We start from the raw sequence: 17,665 nt of genomic DNA, 5'->3' as shown, positions 1-17,665 counted from the left end.
TCCGGAGTTGATACACGTGCATAACCATATTTCATAATTTTTACGGCAAAAGTAGCACGTACATAGCTTTTGAAAAATATAGAGAAGGTGATTTTTAAATTTATTAAAACGAACGTTTTTTTAAACTGAAATTTTTTCTTCCTTTTCAAGATCTGTTTGTAACCTCAAAAATTCCGCTTTCTTTCCTTGCGATTTTAACCCTATCACGCAAAGGACCTATAATAGGTGTTTTCTGATCAATTCCATACATATATAAAACAGGGTCAGAAGCGTCACCTGATATAACTTTCACTGTTTTATTGTGAAAAATTAGTTGTAAAAAACTTTGTTTTTCCGAATAATCAATCACTCTATATAATTCTAAATGATCCTCTCGTCTTGAGACTATACCATGTCTGAAGATCAGTTCATCCTTGGTAATAATCCATTTTGTAGCAAACAGTGTATCTATGTATGTGTAACATAACATAATCCAAACAACTAAAAACAGCCCCATCAGCGCATAATGTACTGGCATTTCTAAATTCCAATAAATAGCAGGGAACGGGAGTAGAGACGCAACAACAATTATCACAAAATACTTTGAAACCCAATAACCTAATTTGGGTTTCAAAGTTATATCCGCTTGCAAATCGCTTATCATTCTACATTATTTTTATAGTAATGCAAATCCTTTACTGTGTTTTTGCCATCAGGAACAGAGACCGTATTTTTATACACCTCTTTATTGTCCTCATATACCGTCATAGTCAAGGTTGCACCAGATTTGCTAAGTATAATTCCTTGTGAGGAAAACATTTGTACTTTGTCCGTAGTATAATACACCTTCTTTCCTACAAATTCCTCATTTATAGATGCCTGCTTCAAATTTTTATTATCAGTCGCATCATATAACGGAACATTGTCTGTGTTTAATACATGCGCTTCAGCCATATAGTCTGTTCCAATGACCTCAAATACAACCTTATACGTATATGCTTCATCTTTCAGTGAAAACTTATCATCATCCGACCCACTACAAGAAAATAGTATCAAGAAGGTACACAACAAGAAAAATAATCTACTCTTTTTCATTATACTACAATTTAATATTAGATTATCACTACTTTCCATATTTTATTCTACCCAAGCAGCTGATCATGTCAGGAGTGAGCAAAAATGTTTCTGTTTTTTCCTGCCTAGCCTTTAAACTAGGTGGAACAATTGCATACTTGCATTTCAATAGTTTGGCTAACACCTCTGTACTATCTCTATCCTTATACTCCATTTTCTTTTTCTCTATCCATTTTAAATTATCTTTAGCCTTGGCGTAATCAGAGAAAGAAGTTCTGATCAAAGCACGGGGATTCTCCGCTCTTTCTATTATTTGTACCTGTTGAGCACCTTTACTTTCCAAATACAATAAACTGTCGGAAACTGTCACATCTTTTTCTTCAAGCAACTCTATCAATTCAAACTTAAGATCAGTCCAAGTACCGTCTTCATCTGTTTGAATCCAATCGGCAATTGCCTTTTCATATTCGGGGGAGCCACATGAACTTAAGCCCAATATTAAAACTCCCAATAATAACCAATTTTTCATATATGTAATTTTTATGTTTTCACAAATATATAGTTTTTATTCTTTCCATGCCTTATGATTATTGTCTTTTGGCATAGTTTTTTCTTTGTCTTTATTATCCGTTGCCGATTTATTCTTTACATCTTCCAATATCGCATTTACTTTTGTGATGATTGAACGATAATTTGTATTTACTATTTCTTCCATTATATCATACTCTAATTCTCCTTTGCCTTCTCCCAAATTTACAAGTTTGGAAAAAGGTGGAATATCCTTATCTACAAACTTACACATATTAAATTGTGTATTAAAATAAGGAGGTTTACCACCAGCGACCTTGCCGATGAAGTGACCTACACTCTGCCCGGCAACTTCACGAGCCTTTACTACTTTCTCTTTTTGCAGAGATTCGGTCATGCTTCCAGTACCGGATTCCTGATGTGAGAACGATTCCTGTGCTTCTTTCGTTTCTCCCAAAAGATTTTCCAGATCCTTTGCCGTCTTTTCGTTACCGGTCATTCCATAGGCTTGGCTACCACAAGAAGATCGCAGGATATTTGCACTTTTCTCTCCATAATCCCGGATTGCTTGATTAAAGTCCTGTACGGCTAAGATTGTAGCTACATTGTGTTTACGTGCTGTACCTATAAATACATCTATACCCTGCAAATTTACCGTTGGAAATTCATCCACCATAAAAACGCTCTTTTGTTTGCCGGGATTATTCATTTGCGACATGACAACGCTAGCGATACAACTAACAGGAGGAGATACTGCTTCTTTAATTGAAGGAGCATTGCCTATACACAGCAGTGTAGGATGATCCGGATTAGTTATATCCAGTGAATATTCTTCTTCCGGAAGTGGTGATAGCACCCAAAAGATGTATTTATTGTTAAGCAAAACAAGCGGAGTCTGTGCAGAAGATACCGCACCAGCGGTCTGCTGCTGTGCGCCTAAACGCCATGCGGTTAACATGGAAGACATGTTTAGCGCAATTTCCGCATCCTCAGAGAGCCATTTAAAGACCAGATCACTATCTGATAATGCAAAAGCGATTACATGGGGTAAAGTTCCTATTCCCTTTGCTCGTTCTTTGTAACATTTATAAGCAATTGAATATACATAGTTAATCGCATTGTTCGCCCAGAAATCAGTTTTTTCCTTCCATGAACTTTCAAGGTTTTTCATTAAGGTAGTAGCGATATTACGAATAAACAAGGATTCGCTTCCTTTAGGAACATATTTTTCCGAAAGTACATTAACACGAACCGTCCGGTACATGTCTACAAAATTTATGAAAGCGAAGGCTGGTGTTGATACATTCTTTCTTTTAAAATATTCTATACTACCGTATGCGATCCGGGACAAAATAGGCGACCCCGGTTTAGTAGGATCTCCTTCCCAATCATATACAAATCCGGCATAGTTACGCTCTGCACATTGATAGATGATACCCTTAATCCAGCTTTCCGATTTTCCAGATCCCGGACCACCGTCAATATAAAGATTTTGCTGTGGCTTATGGATTCTAAGATTTCCTTCTACTGTTTCAAAATCAAAATAAAACTCTGATTCTTCATGTGATATCCCGAAGATAGATTTATCAGATACCACATGCCGTTTAAGGTAAAAGCCAGCTGTCTGGATCACAAGTATTGTAAATCCTATAAATACTATCGGAAAAACTAGTAAATTGTACCATGATAGAACATTACTGAATCCTAATATCAAAGCAATTGCTAAAACTAATGTAGTGGTTGTATATGCATATTTTAAGGACTCATCCTTTCTCTTTTGCACCGGGAACAGAAAAGCCAATCCTGTTAGTAATATTACATATAGGAATCGAAACATGATAGCTTTGCGTAAAAGCTTTCCCAACTGCAATAATATAGCTGGGCTTGGTGAACAAAGATCATTCACCAAAACCCACTGAAAGATTATCACGCCCCCGATTATTACGGAAAGCAATATAAAGACAAATGATAATTCCTTCTTTGCTGGTTCCATTATTCTTTATTCTTGCTAGAGAGTAATTGAACCTTATCTACACTCATAGTTACTGAAGGGACTGTATCACCAGTATCACGCTTAAAGATACCGACAGTGATTTCCCCGTACACATGAACCATAGTTCCTGTTTTTAAAAACTCCGCAACCTTTGTTTCGTAATTTAAGAAACAACAGATCCACAACGTTTTTTCTTCGTTTCCCTCTTTGTATTTAGTGGAAACATTGAATGAACAACCTTTCTGTGTTTTCTTGGCATCTGATCCAAGATAACCCGTAACATGACCTATAAACATACGCTAAAAATTTAAAGATAATTGTTTGACTTCATTTTTATTTTTTGATTCGGAAAATTGTAGGGAAGGAGTAGGATCATCCAACTTTATATTAAATATATTCTGTGCGGCAATATATATTTTCGGATCTGCATCCTTTAATGTATCAAGTTCCTTTGCAGACAGTTTATATCCCTGCTCCTTTAGGTTAACCAATTCCTTAAACGAACCGGCTAGCGCAGCTGCTAGAGCTATATTAAAAGCTGGTGATAATTTTTCATCGTTCCGGGTTTCAGAAAAATCCTTGCTATCATCTACTTTTTTATTCTCTATATGCTTACATTCTTCCTGTTGCTTTTCCTGTTCTTCCTTCTTCAATAACTCATACTTGCAGACTTCATTCAAAATCATAGTGCTAGCCTTACCTACATCAACTAATACGGAATAGAGGAATTTAGGTTCTTTTTTGATCGCTCCGAGCCAGTTTTTTAAATACTGTGCGTTTTCTTCCCGGATTCCGGAAACGATACCTAGAGAACGGCAAGAGACAGCAGCGGTAAATTCTGCGATTAATTCTTCTTTTGCATATTTGGGATCACCAAACATGTTTTTCATTTCACGTCCTAAACGGGTATCTATACCGGTTGAATGTGCCATCTCATGTAACAATGTGCTATAAAATCCTTCTCCTGTATAGAATTGACCTTTAAGGGGTAAATATATCTTGTCCTCTGAAGGACGAAAAAAAGCCTTGTCAGAGAAAGAAGAAACAATAGGACATAACCATGTACCGTGTTTTATCATGTGATCTAACTCCGGCGATGAAAACATTCCCTGTTCATCTTTCAATTTAGGACAATTAAATTTACCCTTCAATGCCTTCCATTTTTCCGGATATACTTCCGCAAAGTTTGTTTGATCAACATTAAACACGTGATAAGGTTTTGTATAAGGAATAACGGTATATTCTTTCTGCTCTTCCTTAGTCAAAGCCTTATAATCATCCATCGAAATTTTATTCCCCTTATCGTCTTTAATCATAAAATTCCAAAATAGGACAGGAAAAGAGGATGCTCCTTTGTTTATGTGAAGCCCTTGTTTCTTTGCTTGCGGAAAAGTCATATATACAGGTGTCTGGAAACTACGTTCCTCTTGAAGAAGAAAAAGCATGAAGGAGTTGATTCCATTATAAAAACGCCCATCAATATTTTGTGGTAAGCCATATCCTGTTGTTGTAAACCAAGGTTTATGACAATCCGCATCGACTTCCGTAAGTTTCTTTATCATAAGATCCGCAAATTTTTGCAGAGCCTTATCATTTGCCTGATTATCCATGACTTATTGATAAAGGTGTTCATTTTCATATTTTAGCAACCATTCAGCAGCGTTTTCCGCATTCGGGCTAACTCCTTCAGCTTGCATATCCGCAACGTAGAGAGCCGCTAAATCTTCTTGAGCTAATAAAAATTCAAGATCGTCAATCTCCCCAGTCTGATTCTTTTCTACCAATTTGTTGTAATCTTCCATGATATTTATTTTTAAGTGACAACATTTTTTACTTTCGGAAAAATCTATTAATTATAAATCGGAAAACATCTTATTTACCGTATTGGCGAGAGGACGCTTTAGATCTTTTTCTGCACTTTGTTGACCTTGTGCTAGCTTAACATCTCCGAGCGTATTAGCAGAGCCTTTCAGATTAAATATCTTCTGAACGGCTATCATCGTATTGCCAGATGCAGTTTCATTCAAAGACTGAATCAACTCTTTGGAAGGTTGATAGCCTTGTTCCTTCAGTTGTGACATCTTTACAAAATCGCCTTTCTCTACTGCTTCTTTAAATTCTTTATCTAGTTCCGGAGAAACCTTAGCATTAGCTGGATCAGCATTAAGCTCTACCTTTGCTTCTTTGGGTTCTTCCTTTGCTTGTGTTACTTCTTCCGCTTTTTGCACTTCAGGTTTCATCCCAAATAGTTTTTCTATAACGATAGCTTGCGTCTGATCAATCTTTGTATCTTGTCCCAAACCTCTAATAACTTCCTCTGAAGGCTTGTAACCTTCCTCTTTCAAACTAGCCATTTTTTCATAGTCATTCTTGACAACGGCTTCTCTTAACTCCTTGTCAAGATCTCGATCAGGAACAAAATCCTTACCCGTTACTTTCTCCTGATATTGTTCCCGGATCTTCTCAACTTTAAAGCCTTCTTCTTTCAATTCCTTTTCAGTTGTACCTTTGGCGATTATTCCTTCTTTTTCTAACATATCCCCAGCCTTTAACCTGATGCGTGCTTCAAGATCATAATTATAGTTTTTATCCGGATTTTCATCTTTCAGATAAAATAGGTATTCCTTATGTTCTGTGGAAAAATGGCTGTTTATTAATTGCTCATACCTTTTATCCTTCAACTCGTCTATATCGATCTTTCCGGTACGCTGCATATCCTTTAGCTTATCATTAAGATACTCTTTATCCTTTGCCACTTCTCTTGCCTGTAAAATCTGCTGTGCTTTTGTTTCTGATATTTTCTGGATGTTTGAGAAAGAATATCCTTTCTTATCCGGAAGCATAGCTATATCTGTGATTATGTAACCTTCAGGAGTATGGATCATTTTGTTATCTAAAGAATGACCATTCGCTAAAAGATACTTATCTGCTGCGGTCAATTCGTAATCTCCAATTTTAGCAGGGACAGACAATTCTTTTTCCGAACGTACCACCACTGCATTAAGATCCTTATCTACCTGAAGAAGTATATCTCCTTTTTTTGTTGACAAGACTATCACATTGCCATCAAGTAGATCTTGCTTCTGTTGCTTCGATAATTTCTTTCCGTAAATGCGATCCGGTATGGTTAACGCTTCCTTCCTATATATAATAGAAATACCGTTTTCATGCAACCGAACTTTAGCTGGTTTACCATTGATATCCGTTAATCCGGATAATACACCCTTCTCTAACTTTGTACCTTTCCCGTCTAACGAGTAACCATTTTGCAAAGCATACTCATACAGTTCTTTTCCGGTATAGCAGATTTTATTTTTATGATCGATCACAGTAAAACGATCTTTGGTATCATTTTTTAGATCACCCCAGTTAACAATGTCAACCCCTTCATTTTTTAATACGCTTTTATAGTCGGGAGATAAAGCCTGATCCCGATTAAAGAACTGGCAAACACGATCCATAGAAGCCTTTTCCGCAGATAAATCCGGTTCTCGCTTTGTGTGTGAACGTATCTTATCCATATCGATGCGAAATACTTCGTCATTCCGGGTAAAGAGCAAAGCCCCCTTGTTATAGGCTTCTTTGTAACCTAAACTTTCCGCAATCGCCCTAAATTGCCCGACATTATTATATTGATATTCTGTTAGAACCTCTTGCAGCTTCATGTCAATTATTTTAATAATTCAGCGGATAATATATATTCATTCAATATAGATAATTTCATGTGCCTTCCCCCACCCCTTTCAAACATTTCGATCTCAAAAACCTTATCATCCGGGATAGTGAACTTATTGAATGCTAGGACAAAACGATTTTGGCTTTTACCCAATATCTTTTTATCAAAGTCTTTTTGTTCTACCGGATCATACGGAACTTCCTGCTGGATAGAGTTCTTAACCTTCTTCTGATCACGAAGGAAGCATTTAATAAAATCAACGTCATAATCTATATTTGAGAAGTTTTTTATATCAAATACAAAAAACATGAAATCATCTTTTACATATAGGTTTGCAAGGGACATCTCAAACTTATTTTTTATAACTCCCAAACTGAAGATATTACGCTTTTTATAATGCAGTTTATTGATAATATTATCCATCTCTATGCTATTTACATCAATGTGTGCAATATATTTGCGACCATCGTCAAAGTTGTAAGAGTAAGTAAGAGCATGGTCTTTAAACAAGGTAATTTCATAGGTATTCAGATCTTTATCGATAACAAACAGATTAGAGGGTTCAAAGGCATCAAAGGTTGTACCAACTTTAACCATATTATTATAATACTCAACCCCGAAAACTTCTTCATTTCCTTGTTTCAGATACAACACATCTGCTGGAAAAAACATTTCTGTAGTATTGTTATTATTGACTATCACGTTATAACAACGTGATCTATCCACATCACCGGCATATACGATATTTCCGCAGTGATCCGTCATTCCCGATAACAGATAGGATATTTTATAAGAATAGACATTCCCGTTTGTACAAACTATGATAAGGTTTGTCGTTCCTGAAAAATCTTCTTCCTGTGCCGTTATGCGGACAACATTAGGAACATTTTCCACCCGTTCCACTTTTACATAATCTTCACGACCATACGAAATGTCACTTACTTGTGCAGGAAGTACTATATGTTTCGTTTTATCAAACGAAACATAAATTGTTTGGGAGTCCAGTTCTTTTTTTTCCTGTGCAGAAATGGAGAATGGAACACAAAACATGATTAATATAAAAAGCAATGTTTTCATTTTACAAAACCAATAAAAATATTTATAATCCAAAGCAGAACGAAACAAAATATTAAACTATACATCAGTACTTTCATTTCTGCTATCTTTTTCCCTTTAGAGCGTTCTATAAAGAACCTATAAGCCAAAAAAACAGTAGCTACAGCTACCATAAAATTAAGTATATCAATTATCATTATAATGCTTCAATTAGTTGGGTTAAAGGATTCTTTTTCTTTGGTTCATTCTGCTGCATCTGCATTTCTCTATACAGACGTTCTATTTCAGCTTCTTCTTCCTCTCTCTTTTTTCTATCTTCATTAGTTTCTTCCTTGATATACATATTATAGTTAGCTTTTAAATGAACCTTTACTTGAGAAAGGCTTTGATTTAAAATTTGTCTAGTAACCTGTGTAGTGGCAGTGATCGCACTAGTTACCTCACTTGTTACTGTGCCAATAGAAGAAATCGGAAGCTGAACGCCTTGAAGCAAGCCCTGTTCCATTTTCCGGGCAGCTTCAGCTTTCATGTTATTGGGTAAATTCAATCCCTCAATCGCATCAGAATCATAAATAGTAAAAGCGACAGGACTTATATATTTTCCATATCGTATGTTCTCTACCGTAATTTTCAAACGAGTAGATCCGACACTAGCATTTCCGTAGAAGATCGTATTTGCAGGGATCTCAACGCCACCAACCCATAAAGGCTCTAACAAGCGCATCCGGACAGCACTTCCACTAACAATGGTCTGATCTCCATAAATAGCAGCTTTGATAAGATTGACTTTTTGGTTAATAGTAAATTGTGACCGGCGACGCCGTTTTCCATTTTCCACTATAAAAGTCGGCTTTGAAGCTTTCTCAACTTTAGGAATAGAATCATTTACTTTCGGAAAAATATTCTCTTGAGATTTCTCTATATCTTTTCCTGATGCTTGATCCTGATATTTCTTCCTCATTTCATCCCGAAATCTTGCATTTTCTTCTAGCTCTTTGCGTATTCTTTCCTCTTTCTTTGCTTCCTTGACTATCTGATTAAAGGTTTCTTGATCCTCAATATCATTTAGTTGTTGGCGCATTTTATCAGAAAATGCACTGTTAGATTTTTTTCCTCGTTCCTTGTATTCGCTAGTAACTTCGTCCAATGGATCTTTCTTCATTTTCTCAATACGAGCTTTCATTTTCTCGTTGTATTCGTCTTCGGATGTCTGCATTTCAAAATAGAAATCGCTTCCTTTTACTTGTGATTGTTCCAATTCACGTTTCTTACGAGCATCTTCTTCCTGTTCACGTTTATAAGCATCTACCTTATTAGCGATCTTCTTTTCTCCTTCTGTGTCCGGTTCAAGAAAAGCCTGATTCACTTCTTCTGTATTGGATGCCGATTCAGCCGGTTTTTCTTTTTTACCAAAGAAAACTATTACAAAAAGTACGCCCAAAAGTAGAGGCACTAACATTAACAATTTGTTTTTGTCCTTCAACGCTTCTTTTAAAAAGTTTCCCATAGCTCCATTATTTTAATTTTTCGTCATCTGTTATTTCTCGTGGTTCCGAATATCGAACTTCCCAGCTTTCGATTTTAACACCGTGAGAGTTTTCACGTGATCGAGATACATCATATAGAGTAAAATTCACAGAAATATCACGTGCTACGCTCCCCCTAGCACGATAGCCGGTTTGCGTAAACAGTATATCCCCGGATATCGGAACTGTTTGCATATTGATATGAATATCCTTGATTATAACGCCATAGCGTATATTTTTCTGAATCAAAGAATTAAGCATATTAATATCGTTATATTCATTGTAAAGCTCTTTTCCTCGATTACCAATCAAATTAAGAGCTAATGTTACGTTATTCTCATAAGTGCTTTCATCGAAGGAGTACCACAGCGAAACAAATGTTTTGATATGATTTTCATATTCATACTTTCGCATCGCTGCAGATTCAATGGCTGCAACATCATAAACCTGTCCTGAAGTATCAAGTACTAAAGCCTTCGTATAAGCCGCATCTATTTTATTGGATAAATAGAAAAAGCAGATTGTAAAGGAGATCCCCATTACCACACAACAAGAAACCGCTATGGTAACTGTTGTTTTAAAGGCTTGATCTACCGTTTTAAATTTTGTAAGATTCATATTTATTTATTCTTCGTTATCTATAACACTTTTACCTAATGAAGCAGCAGCCCCTACATTTGTAGCCCCCCCTGCTATCGCTGATCCAGCAATCGCCATCGTTGCAGCAGCAGTTACAATAGATACCGTTTTAGAAATGATTCTACCGGCATCACCATGACCGACTATCTTACTTGCCAACCAGAAACAACAACAATAAGAACCGATCAAAGCAAGGTTCATACATAAATATTGTAGTTGTTTTGTCGCTTCATCTACTGCGTTGAATGCGTCAGAATCATAGATTGACTTAAATGTAAACCACATTATCTGATTTAAAATATTAATCACGGTAAATACCATACCAACGGAACACAGTGTACCAAACCAATTAGATAGCTGCTTTTGAAATACCGGCAGAATGGAAAAAGCAAAAACGAAGGGACCTAATATGACAAGTATCTTTACAATAACGACTCCCAATCCCAATACGATAAGCTGTATAATCCCGACCAACAATGCGGATAGAGCATGTAGGAGCATAGCTGCGAAATTGGCTGGATTTAATATTTGGGCTATTTGCTTCAATGTAGATGTACCTTCATTGACTTTATTTCCTTGATTCATATTATTCAGTTCTTTATTCATAGCCCCTTCCGGATCTTTCCCCGCAGCGACTTCCGCCTCAAGTGCCGTTTTTTCATTATCGGCTATCATCGTATGTTGTTCTTCCGCTGATCTTTTTAGAAAACTTGCAAATTCCTGTGCCCGGTTACCTTTCAGGGAAGTTGCTTCATTAATAACTTCCATCGTTCCGACAATTGTTTTTGCAATGGGCGTATATAGCGAAAGACAGAATATTAAAGCAAAACAGCGGGCTATTTCCATCAAATCCGGAAACTTATTTTCATCCGCTGTTAAAAGCTGGCTAACACCATGATATAGGTAATTATAAGCTGTATTACAGATGAAGCAGATTACTGCTACACCAAGCGCAATTACCGTCATTTGCGCAGTTAATTCCATTGTAAGGGAATCGTTAATTTGCAATCCCCACAAAAAAGTATCTTGTCCGTTCATATGGCTGATTAATTAGTATATCGACTAAAAGCAGATAAATTTCCGCTATAATATGTTTTCCCTACATGTTTTCGACTTGCATCTTTTATGATCTCACTTCTTACTGCCTCATTAAATGATTTCATTTCAGCAGAAGCCGCTTCTAGAGTTTCTCTGACCTGTCCGACAAAAGACATTCGCCCTTCACTATTCATACTGAAATAGTCGGCAACGGTAGCAACCTTGAATAATAGGTCCGTACTTAGATTTAAATTTACTGTAACTTGCTGGAAATTTAGGAACTTCAAACAATGATAGTTACCGCCTATATTCATATAAAAACGGTAATCACTACTTAGACAAGCCACATCATCCAACAATTCAGCTAGTTCCACCAAGGATTGCAGCTGGCGGAGTTGGTCTATCTTTTGCAAATTTTCTCGTATATGTGCAGCATCAATCATTTCGTTAAGCTGCTTAACCCATTGCGCTGCATTCGCTCCCCATTCGCCAAGGTTCATTCCCATGTGAGCCGGATCATTAACAACCCATTGCGCACTAGCCTTTTGAACAGAAAAAGAGCTACTCAACAGCAACACAGAAAAAAATAAGAGTATCTTTATTTTCATAATTTTGTAAATTTATTATCATAGAATAAATACTATCGCAAATATCAAAGCCACAAACCAAGCGACTAGATATGTTCTTGCATTATCTTTCTTTGTAGCTAAAGCCCAGACGACAAAAATCAGGGAGACGCCGAGCATTGCAGCGGTAATATATCCTGCTATACTAAAAGAGGTATTGTTAAATTCTCCCGACCATCCTTTTATCTCATTTAACCCTTCTACAGCATCATTCATTAATTCCTCCTTTCAATTGTTTATTTTCCAAAAAGATTGCCACATACCCCATCCCTTTAAGCAATTTAAAGAAAGTAGGGACAGACGGATTATTTTGGTTTTTCTCTATATGTGCTATATGCGCTCTATCAATATTCGCTCGTTCTGCCAGCTGTTTTTGTGAAATACCGATTCTGTTCCTGAAAGTCCTGATGATATCACCCGAATACTCGGTTATCACATCATTCTCGAATAGCTGTGTACTATTTAACACACCCTGTGTCTCATTATACACATTACAATCCATAGAAGAACCGGAATCGACCAGAGATCTTATTATATCCATTTGCTGTTTCTGTATATCTAGCATTTTATCGACAACAGTTCTTATTCCTCTGCTATTATCACCGTAACTTCCTGTTTTTCTGATCTGTGGTAAAACCTCGTGAGTGACCCATCGACGGAAGAAACGGGCTTTTGGTTTACGGGATTGAAATATCACATTGTAAAGCCCGGATTCATTAACAAACCACATTCTGGTGGGGTTTTTACCACCTGATACAAGTAATACTTGTACCCGCTTTTCATCATCATCCAAAGACTTCATGGTCATACTTACATCCGTAAGTTCTAAAGCACCACACACATCTTTTGCCACGAACCAAGGCTCACCGACTATGGATATCGTTCTAATCTCTCCGAAAGCAGAATTTTTAAATATTTGAATTTTATTTCCCATATTTCTAAATCATTTATAGTGTTTTCTTCTCTCTTCCAAATACCGGTTAATAGCGGCATAAGTAGATCCTGTTTCCTCAAAAAGCTGTTTGAGCCTTACTACAGTCGATTGCCTTGAATCAAAAGCGACAGCGGCAAATTCAGATACTTCATTGCGAAAAACATAGGTTTCGTTTCCCAATTTAATGAAGAACTCTCTCCACTTTATTTCATCATCCCTATTTTGCAGACTATCTATCATTACTAGTTCCTCTTCTGAAATAGAAAGAATATCTCGCAGATTGGGCAACTCCTTTCTATAACTTGAATGATCCAGTATTACTTTAGTATCACAGTTTATAAGTATTGAATCCTTGATCGCCGGTGGACAGTTCTTCAGGAACAGTACATTTTGAGCAGCTATCGTTATAGCCCCGTCTTTTTTACGGAATGTACGATACAAATAGGCGATAAAATCACCGAACTTATCATCACTTAAAAAGTCTAGGGCTTCATCGATAATCAATTCCTTATTAACTCCTTCACGCTTCTTGATCTTATCGATAACCATTTGAAGCGTAATAATCGCTACCAAAGGAAAATATTCCTTCTTTGCAGCGTCCTCCATATCAAACGCAATTAAATCATCATTAACTATATCAATATTTTCAGTTGCGTTCAACAAAAAGGACAGTTCTCCATCCGTATAAGGTTCTAGTAGTAAAAGCACTTCCTCTATCTCAAATCTACGTTTTTCAAAGTCAGTCATTTTTACAATAAATACATCCCGCAAGAAATCCCGGTATTCTATCAGATTAGGAGAAATCCTTTCATTTGTACCATTAACGGAAGAATTATTTACATACTCATAAAATGCGATCACTGATTTTCTAAGAATAGCTTTCTCGGTGGGATCTATAGGCTTATTTTGTTTCCAGATATAGGATAAAAGAGCACAGATCGTTTTAATAAGATCCTCGGCTGCTTCTGCATCTGAAGTATCAATATAAATATATCTACCATTCCGATCACGTTCACACAAGAACGGGTTAAAAGCAAACTGTTTCTGATTTGTAGAATCAAAATATTTACCTCGGTGCAGGCTAATCATAGACCTGTAAGATCCGCCGATGTCAATAATTGTAATATCATTACCCAAAGAATAAGACTGATAAATATAGTTGTTTAGCCAAAAAGACTTTCCGGAGCCGGACGGACCGATTACTATTTTATTTCTATTGTTTAAAGCCTTGTTATTCCATAAATTTATCAAAGCAGGATTTCCGAATCGGTCATTATACAAATGCCCTTGCAGATCAGAAATATAAATACTATCTTTTTGCAAATAACAAATCGCCTGTTTGGTCGTATTGATAAACCCCCTATAATTGCTCCGAGCATTCCCCGGTATATTAGAAAAAAATAAATTGCACAACTCCGCATTCTCGACATAACAAGAACTTTGGTTCATAAAACTAAATCCCTGCTGTGCCAATGAAATTTTCCGAATTAGAGAAGAACGATCCGGATCATTGATAATCACATTAAAAGCTGTATAAGCTGTTTGATAATCAAAATCCGTAATTTCTTTACAGAAAAGTTCTTGTTGTTTTTGCTTGTCTTTAGCCGGAGGATAAAAGTTAGTCAAATAGTTTAGCCCGTTTTTTTCAGCATTAATAGCCGTTAGCGTAGTATCTGTATCTGTTATCTCTATCACCACATTTACAATATGATCGAAAGGCAAACCAAGTCCGAGCGGATACAACATAGAACATTTAGATCGTATATTCTCTGGCAGCTCAATCGTACTTCCATACGCTTTTGATTTACCCGTATTGGGTACATTCAGCTCATAAAGATTTTCCCCTTCCACGGTAAGAGAAAGCATCGCTAAATATTCTTGCCCAACCTTCAGATCACCAATAGGAGTTACCATCATTGGGCTAACTGTTTCTTGGGTAGCATCTTTTGTTGGTTTGGCATACGAGAGATTAAGATAATCAAAGACAGCATTATTTAAGTCTTTACTATCCATCTTCTTTATCTCAAATTGGGTTATAGAAGATAACCCATTTTCAAAATTCAAGATTTTCGGTTCAATCTCTGATAACCTTTCTTCATAGTTCTTGTAGGGCTGTTTAAAAGGATAATTAAGTTTTTTAAGCAGCGATGTATTAGAAGCCTTTTTTCGCACTCCCTTTTTCAAATCTGTATTGGCAAAAGTGATATACAAATTTGTATAGCAGTTTATTATTTGCTTGTTATTAAAGTGTTTAATACTTTCCGCTTTCAATGGATTAACAGAAAAGTCATTGTTCTTATACTGGCTTACATAGTAAAAGCACTGCTGATGCACCACCGTTGCAGGAGGTAACATCTTAAAAAGCCCCTCTAACCTCTCATGTATATATTTTGCATCTTCCTGCGAAAGAGTAAATACTTCCGGAAGAAACAATTTATATCCAATGGTTAAATCTCCGCTACCGTTTACTATAACGCTATCCGTTATGGTCTGGATCGGTAGTACAGCTGAAAGATCTATTGATTTATCAGATATAGGAACTTCAGAAGGACGCATAAAAAGTATGGCGAGTAATGTAATGACACCACACAGTAATAATGCCGATATAATAATAAATCCTATCATTTTATTTTGTAATTAGTTACCACATAGTAGATATAAACTCTCTGCAAGAAAAAGCGACAGCCTTAATCTGTTCCACACATTCCGCAGGATTTCAAGATCATTTCTGCTTCATTATAAAATTGAACACCTTATGTTTATCTATTATCTGTTTAGGGGTTGCAGATCTAACCGATAAGCCGGTTAGATAGTCCGGATTGCCAGCTTTATGTTCCCGTTTTAGGTTCTTGAATAAGACACCTGAAGCAAAGAATATAGCTCCCATGACACTAACTATGATTACCGGATGAACATGCTTAAATATGCAAACAATTATAATCAAAGCATTTGCCAACATAAATAGACCAAATTGTCCCGACGTTAAGCCAAAGAACTTAATTGGTCTATTTATCTTTCTTATAGTCCTCATTAATCAGATAATAAGGAAAGCTACCATAATAACCGCAACCGCAATGATCCATCCGAGAAGGTATTCCTTGGCATGGGGATTATTCGTTGCAAGGGAATAGATCACAAATACTAAAGCTATACCAAGCACGGCAGCTAATACATACTTTGCGATATTAAGAATCGTATCAGAACCTTCTTGCGCTTTCGATTCAACATCGGACAAGCTGCTAATTTTTAATGCGCTTTGGGCTTCTACAACTTGAGGAACGACAACAAAAGTCAGCAGGAAAAGACCTAAAATCATAATAATACGCTTGTGTACACTAACAAAATCTACACTCTTTTTCAAAACTTGTACCATAATCTTAAAATTTTAATTGTTATTTTATACATGTTATTTATATATCAATCTTGCTTAAATCGGAAAAATCAACACTTTCATATTTGACAAAAACATCATCTGATTTTTCCGAAAGTACTTGATGCTGCAACGGTGGTATCTTACCAGCATAATAGTACGCCCGGTTTGAAATATACATATCCGCTATCTCTCTACTTAATTCTTCATCATCTGAAAGATCCTTTTGAAAAACTATTGTTATGCGTGGAGATAAAACTAGATCAGAATCAGATTTTTCTTCTTCAACTGATAGTGAAGCTGTACACTCCGTTTTCTTTTTACTTCCGGAAAAATAGACCAATCCTAAAATTAGAATTGAAACAATAACTATCGTAACTATCGCCAGATCAAATAATGAATAATTAGTAGTTAGATATTCAGTCATTTGTATATTTATATAAGCGACCATATTAGTATAAATATTACTAATGCAACGATATACGTAATTATAGCTTCTTTCATTTTCTCATGATTAGTTATTATTTTTTTTATAACCGCAAGACCTGCACAGACAAATCCGACACCGGCTAGCATTTCGCCACATTGTTTGAATAAGTCAATCAATGCGCTTACATCAGCTGATAATAATATCATAATCAATAAATAAGGACTTTAACACCAAGATTCCAGACTGTATTCCATTTGCTTGCATAGCTAAACGGACTCCAATACTGCTTAACACGTCCAAGTATTGCAACTCGTGGAGATACAAAGTATTCTAATTCAGGTTCGATCTTTAAGCCAAGTAGGAAATCATACTTATCATCCTGCTTCTTATACGCTTCTACTCCTGTAAAAAGACCTAGACCGAGGCTGAAATAAAGTGATGAAAGGTTTGTCGCAACTGTTTTGAAATAAGCAGCATCAATATAATAATCTTTTGCTGTAGAGTTAAAAGAAACTATCATTGGAACTTCCGTCGAATTGCTCTCATAACTGTAGTCATAAGACTTTTCAAAATAGTTCAAACCTATTTTCCAGTAGGTTGTTCGATTCCTATACTTTGATACTGATAAGTTTAGGTTAGTATTATTCCTACCAAAAATATTCAACCCATAGTTTACTTCTAGGGCTGAAATACCTGCGTAATGCCGTTGTGCATAAATGCTATGTGTACATGCACACAACATTAGCAATAAAGTCAATTTTAATAATCTCATATTCAGTTTAAAAAAACGTTCGTT

The 17,665-nt window shown here is 36.1% G+C and carries 20 protein-coding genes; all 20 read right to left on the bottom strand.

Going from position 1 to position 17,665, the window contains the following annotated elements; genetic code table 11:
• Window positions 1-145 precede the first annotated feature (145 nt).
• Window positions 146-643, bottom strand: a complete 498-nt coding sequence (locus tag BQ7394_RS00230) for a PH domain-containing protein (RefSeq protein ID WP_075555538.1) — start codon at window positions 641-643, stop codon at window positions 146-148.
• Window positions 640-1,074, bottom strand: coding sequence for a hypothetical protein (locus tag BQ7394_RS00225; protein WP_139317659.1), 435 nt, complete (start codon window positions 1,072-1,074; stop codon window positions 640-642). Before BQ7394_RS00225 ends, BQ7394_RS00230 begins: the two co-directional genes overlap by 4 nt.
• Window positions 1,075-1,102: 28 nt before the next feature.
• Complete coding sequence (locus BQ7394_RS00220; RefSeq protein ID WP_075555536.1) at window positions 1,103-1,582, bottom strand: hypothetical protein; 480 nt, start codon at window positions 1,580-1,582, stop codon at window positions 1,103-1,105.
• A 36-nt stretch (window positions 1,583-1,618) separates the two neighbouring features.
• Window positions 1,619-3,574, bottom strand: coding sequence for a type IV secretory system conjugative DNA transfer family protein (locus tag BQ7394_RS00215; protein ID WP_075555535.1), 1,956 nt, complete (start codon window positions 3,572-3,574; stop codon window positions 1,619-1,621).
• Window positions 3,574-3,870 carry a single stranded DNA-binding domain-containing protein gene (locus BQ7394_RS00210; RefSeq protein WP_075555534.1) on the bottom strand — a complete coding sequence of 99 codons (297 nt, stop codon included), beginning with the start codon at window positions 3,868-3,870 and terminating at the stop codon, window positions 3,574-3,576. Before BQ7394_RS00210 ends, BQ7394_RS00215 begins: the two co-directional genes overlap by 1 nt.
• A gap of 3 nt (window positions 3,871-3,873) precedes the next feature.
• Window positions 3,874-5,184, bottom strand: coding sequence for an ArdC family protein (locus tag BQ7394_RS00205; protein WP_075555533.1), 1,311 nt, complete (start codon window positions 5,182-5,184; stop codon window positions 3,874-3,876).
• Window positions 5,185-5,187: 3 nt separating this feature from the next.
• Complete coding sequence (locus BQ7394_RS00200; protein ID WP_005783201.1) at window positions 5,188-5,376, bottom strand: hypothetical protein; 189 nt, start codon at window positions 5,374-5,376, stop codon at window positions 5,188-5,190.
• A gap of 51 nt (window positions 5,377-5,427) precedes the next feature.
• A complete protein-coding gene (locus BQ7394_RS00195) occupies window positions 5,428-7,239 on the bottom strand; it encodes a DUF3945 domain-containing protein (protein ID WP_075555532.1) in 1,812 nt (603 codons plus the stop codon).
• 5 nt (window positions 7,240-7,244) lie between these two features.
• A complete protein-coding gene (locus tag BQ7394_RS00190) occupies window positions 7,245-8,360 on the bottom strand; it encodes a DUF4138 domain-containing protein (RefSeq protein WP_235848626.1) in 1,116 nt (371 codons plus the stop codon).
• A 142-nt stretch (window positions 8,361-8,502) separates the two neighbouring features.
• Entirely contained in the window at window positions 8,503-9,813 is a 1,311-nt protein-coding gene (gene traM / locus BQ7394_RS00180; RefSeq protein WP_075555529.1) for a conjugative transposon protein TraM, read from the bottom strand.
• A gap of 7 nt (window positions 9,814-9,820) precedes the next feature.
• Window positions 9,821-10,450 (bottom strand): hypothetical protein, encoded by a 630-nt coding sequence (locus tag BQ7394_RS00175; RefSeq protein WP_075555528.1) that lies wholly within the window; start codon window positions 10,448-10,450, stop codon window positions 9,821-9,823.
• Window positions 10,451-10,456: 6 nt separating this feature from the next.
• A complete protein-coding gene (locus BQ7394_RS00170) occupies window positions 10,457-11,509 on the bottom strand; it encodes a TraJ family protein (protein WP_075555527.1) in 1,053 nt (350 codons plus the stop codon).
• An 8-nt stretch (window positions 11,510-11,517) separates the two neighbouring features.
• Window positions 11,518-12,117, bottom strand: coding sequence for a hypothetical protein (locus BQ7394_RS00165; RefSeq protein ID WP_075555526.1), 600 nt, complete (start codon window positions 12,115-12,117; stop codon window positions 11,518-11,520).
• Window positions 12,118-12,135: 18 nt separating this feature from the next.
• Entirely contained in the window at window positions 12,136-12,351 is a 216-nt protein-coding gene (locus BQ7394_RS00160) for a hypothetical protein (RefSeq protein WP_075555525.1), read from the bottom strand.
• Window positions 12,344-13,069 (bottom strand): BRO family protein, encoded by a 726-nt coding sequence (locus tag BQ7394_RS00155; RefSeq protein ID WP_075555524.1) that lies wholly within the window; start codon window positions 13,067-13,069, stop codon window positions 12,344-12,346. Before BQ7394_RS00155 ends, BQ7394_RS00160 begins: the two co-directional genes overlap by 8 nt.
• A 9-nt stretch (window positions 13,070-13,078) precedes the next feature.
• Window positions 13,079-15,694, bottom strand: a complete 2,616-nt coding sequence (locus tag BQ7394_RS00150; protein ID WP_075555523.1) for a TraG/VirB4 family ATPase — start codon at window positions 15,692-15,694, stop codon at window positions 13,079-13,081.
• Window positions 15,695-16,103: 409 nt separating this feature from the next.
• Window positions 16,104-16,385 carry a hypothetical protein gene (locus tag BQ7394_RS00140; RefSeq protein ID WP_172885953.1) on the bottom strand — a complete coding sequence of 94 codons (282 nt, stop codon included), beginning with the start codon at window positions 16,383-16,385 and terminating at the stop codon, window positions 16,104-16,106.
• Between the two features lie 94 nt (window positions 16,386-16,479).
• Window positions 16,480-16,866: a hypothetical protein gene (locus BQ7394_RS00135; RefSeq protein WP_139317658.1), complete on the bottom strand. Its 387-nt coding sequence runs from the start codon at window positions 16,864-16,866 to the stop codon at window positions 16,480-16,482.
• An 8-nt stretch (window positions 16,867-16,874) separates the two neighbouring features.
• Entirely contained in the window at window positions 16,875-17,075 is a 201-nt protein-coding gene (locus tag BQ7394_RS00130; protein WP_005783226.1) for a hypothetical protein, read from the bottom strand.
• A gap of 2 nt (window positions 17,076-17,077) precedes the next feature.
• A partial coding sequence (locus tag BQ7394_RS00125) for a hypothetical protein (RefSeq protein WP_317043280.1) occupies window positions 17,078-17,665 on the bottom strand: 588 nt, incomplete at its 5' end.

The sequence above is a fragment of the Parabacteroides timonensis genome, assembly GCF_900128505.1.
Classification (GTDB): Bacteria; Bacteroidota; Bacteroidia; order Bacteroidales; family Tannerellaceae; genus Parabacteroides; species Parabacteroides timonensis.
This window is presented reverse-complemented; position numbering and strand designations above follow the sequence as displayed.